General features: G+C 57.6%; 1 protein-coding gene and 2 pseudogenes. 2 read left to right on the top strand and 1 reads right to left on the bottom strand.

Annotated elements, in window-relative coordinates:
* Positions 1–168 (top strand): annotated as a pseudogene (locus tag AC07M7_RS21080) (peptidase M20); the annotation flags it as partial.
* 202 nt (positions 169–370) lie between these two features.
* Positions 371–663 (top strand): annotated as a pseudogene (locus AC07M7_RS21075) (ParC-related protein); the annotation flags it as partial.
* Positions 664–1,703: 1,040 nt separating this feature from the next.
* Here the strand turns inward: AC07M7_RS21075 and AC07M7_RS21070 are convergent.
* Complete coding sequence (locus tag AC07M7_RS21070; protein ID WP_495208218.1) at positions 1,704–2,057, bottom strand: hypothetical protein; 354 nt, start codon at positions 2,055–2,057, stop codon at positions 1,704–1,706.
* Positions 2,058–2,553: the final 496 nt, after the last annotated feature.

Here is a 2,553-nt window from a genome sequence, read left to right as displayed (position 1 = left end):
CAGGGCGACGAATGGCAGCCGGACTGGGTGTTCGCCGGTGCCGCCCGCGACCTGGAAGTGCTGTACACGCTGGGCAACCAGCTGGCCAACTCGCGCAGCTGGCCGAACTGGAGCAAGGACGAGTCGTTCCGCGCCGTGCGTGACGCCAGCGCACACCAGCGGGAATAAACAGGGCATCGCCACGCGGCGATGAAGCAGCGTCACCGTCAGGCGGCCGGTACGAATCGACCGCCTTTTGTGGCCGGCCCAAGCCGCCGCGTGGCGGCACCCGCAGTGCGTGGAATTAGCGGTTATGTACGGATGTGCCCTCGCTCCGCCAGGGCTTGAAGATTGAAACAGCATGTTTGATAGGTCAATCGTGACAACCGCCATGTCCGTGACCACCCTGGCCGCGCTGGCTAGCGCCAGTGCCCTGCGAAACTCCAGCTCATCGGCCAGCATGGCGGCTACGCTGTCATCGTGCGCATCGGCGCGGCCGAAATGCAACTGACCGGCCAGCGCGGTGAGCCGCGCGTGTTTGCTTTCCTGGACACTGCCGTCGCCCAGCTGCTGGCCTTGGGCATCACCGTCTTTGAAGTGCTGTAGGCGCACTACGTGTGCGGCCCCAGACCCTACCGCCGCGGCCACCCAGAGGCGATCAAGGTGCTGGCCAGAATCCAGCGTGCGACACGCACGCGCTGAGGCGTCCACGATGCGGCCTATCCATCATCTACAACATGGTGTCGGCGCGCGGCTGCGAGCAAAGCGTGAGCGGCGAGGATTGACTCAGCAGGCCGTGGGCATGGCCGCCGATATCACCAAAAGGCACAGCAGCGTTATGAGAACGGGCTGAACTCACCCACCGCTCGCTACCTGCATGCGGCGGCGGCGTTGGGCGTCGATATGGGCTATGTGTTGACTGGGCTCCCGTCGGAGCTGTGCGAGGATGAGCGCCTGCTGCTGGCCCGCTACCGCGCTACCACGGAGCATTGGCAGTGCACGGTCAGGTGGGTGCTGAACAAGGCGGAAAAGCGGCTCAGGCTGAAGAGTCGTGATCGCAAGCGGGCATCGGCTTAGGGGGCTGCACACCAATGCGACGTCCCTTGCCTTATCCAATAGTCGGCTCTTCTGGTCAAGAATTCCGTACAACCGGAATCGATATTGTCCGTGGCATATCAAGGATGTGGTGAAGGTGTAGATGAGCCAGATGAGGACGCAGGTGGACGCCGCTTAGAACGATCACTACAACTGAATCAATCAGCATTGATAGAAGTTCAGTCAGCCCGATCAGGCTTCGGACGTCTTCAAAATGAAGCGAGATGGCTGACGCCTCTTATTGTTATTGAACCCATCCATCTACATAAGTACTGGTGGGGTTGGGAGTATTCCCGGTCGCGGAAGAGTTATGATTCCGCGCTCGTTGGGCGGAACTCGAATCAGCTCTTCAGCGGGCGATTGCGGCCTTGGAGAAGCCCCGTTTTTCAGTGGCATCAAGCGCTGACTTAGCTCTTGATAGTTCAACTCTGAGTAGGGCGCAGTGATCAAGGCAGGCTTTGCTAGGCTCATTTTTCCCCCTGCCAGTCGCTCAGTCGAAGCACAAGCGCCCAAAGTGAGGAACACTCCTATTGCTGAAATTAACCGAATTGGCATCTTCATCGGGGCTTGTAACGGTAGATTTTTGGCGCGTATTCTGAGTCGGAGATCGAATCGCATATCATCGAAACTTACCTCTTTACAGCAACACAACCTAACAACTTCCCAGTTGCTACCCAAAATGCGGTGACTGCGTCCGCGTTGGAGCCAATGAAGGGTTCAACCCTGATTTCACTGCCCCCGTCAAGGGATCGTAGTGAAGAAACCAATTCTTCAATACCAAAGGTCTGAATCCCGTGCCGATCCTGAGAACTACTACGGGCTTCGTATACCCTGATCAAATCACGCGCTGAACTTATCGCCTTCGCAGAAGTAGATCCTGCAAAGACCACGTCCTCCCTCTCCAGTAAACGAATGATTTCTTCAGTCAGGAGGGGATTATTAAGTGTTGGGATGGCCATCATGAGATTTTTCTTTCGTTCCATACGTCATCTTCCGCATTGAACTACGATACATCCGTCGCGCGTCCCTCGCATGAGGATCTCGCTCTCTGCGTAAATGTCTGGCGAAGGCTCCCATCTCCAAGTCGCACCAGGCGGCGGAGCACCTCTGGGAACTTGAAGTATCACACCGCCCCGGCCGGCATATTTTTCGGCTACAGCATAATCGGCGGTCCAAGAAGTAAAGGGACTACTAGCCGATACGCCCCCAGCATTGTGATCTGCAGCGTTTGCAAGACCTTTGATGTTCCCTGGTTCAACACGTCCCGCTTTGGCTGCCGATAGCGCTGGATGTTGAGCATGCACCCCTCGATACAGAAATTTCTCACCCGCCGCGCCGACAGCTTTCTTCGATAGCTTCCCTATCGTCGCGACTGGCCCCGCCAGCGGAACGACCGCTACAGCCGACAAGGCCGCATTTCCGTATTCAGCACGGCTCAGCTGCAATGCTGCGCCGAACAACTCGCGCAACGGGGCCATA

This window comes from Stenotrophomonas sp. GW821-FHT09E08, assembly GCF_059416125.1.
The sequence above is the reverse complement of the archived record's forward strand: the minus strand, read 5'-3'. Positions and strand labels throughout refer to the sequence as shown.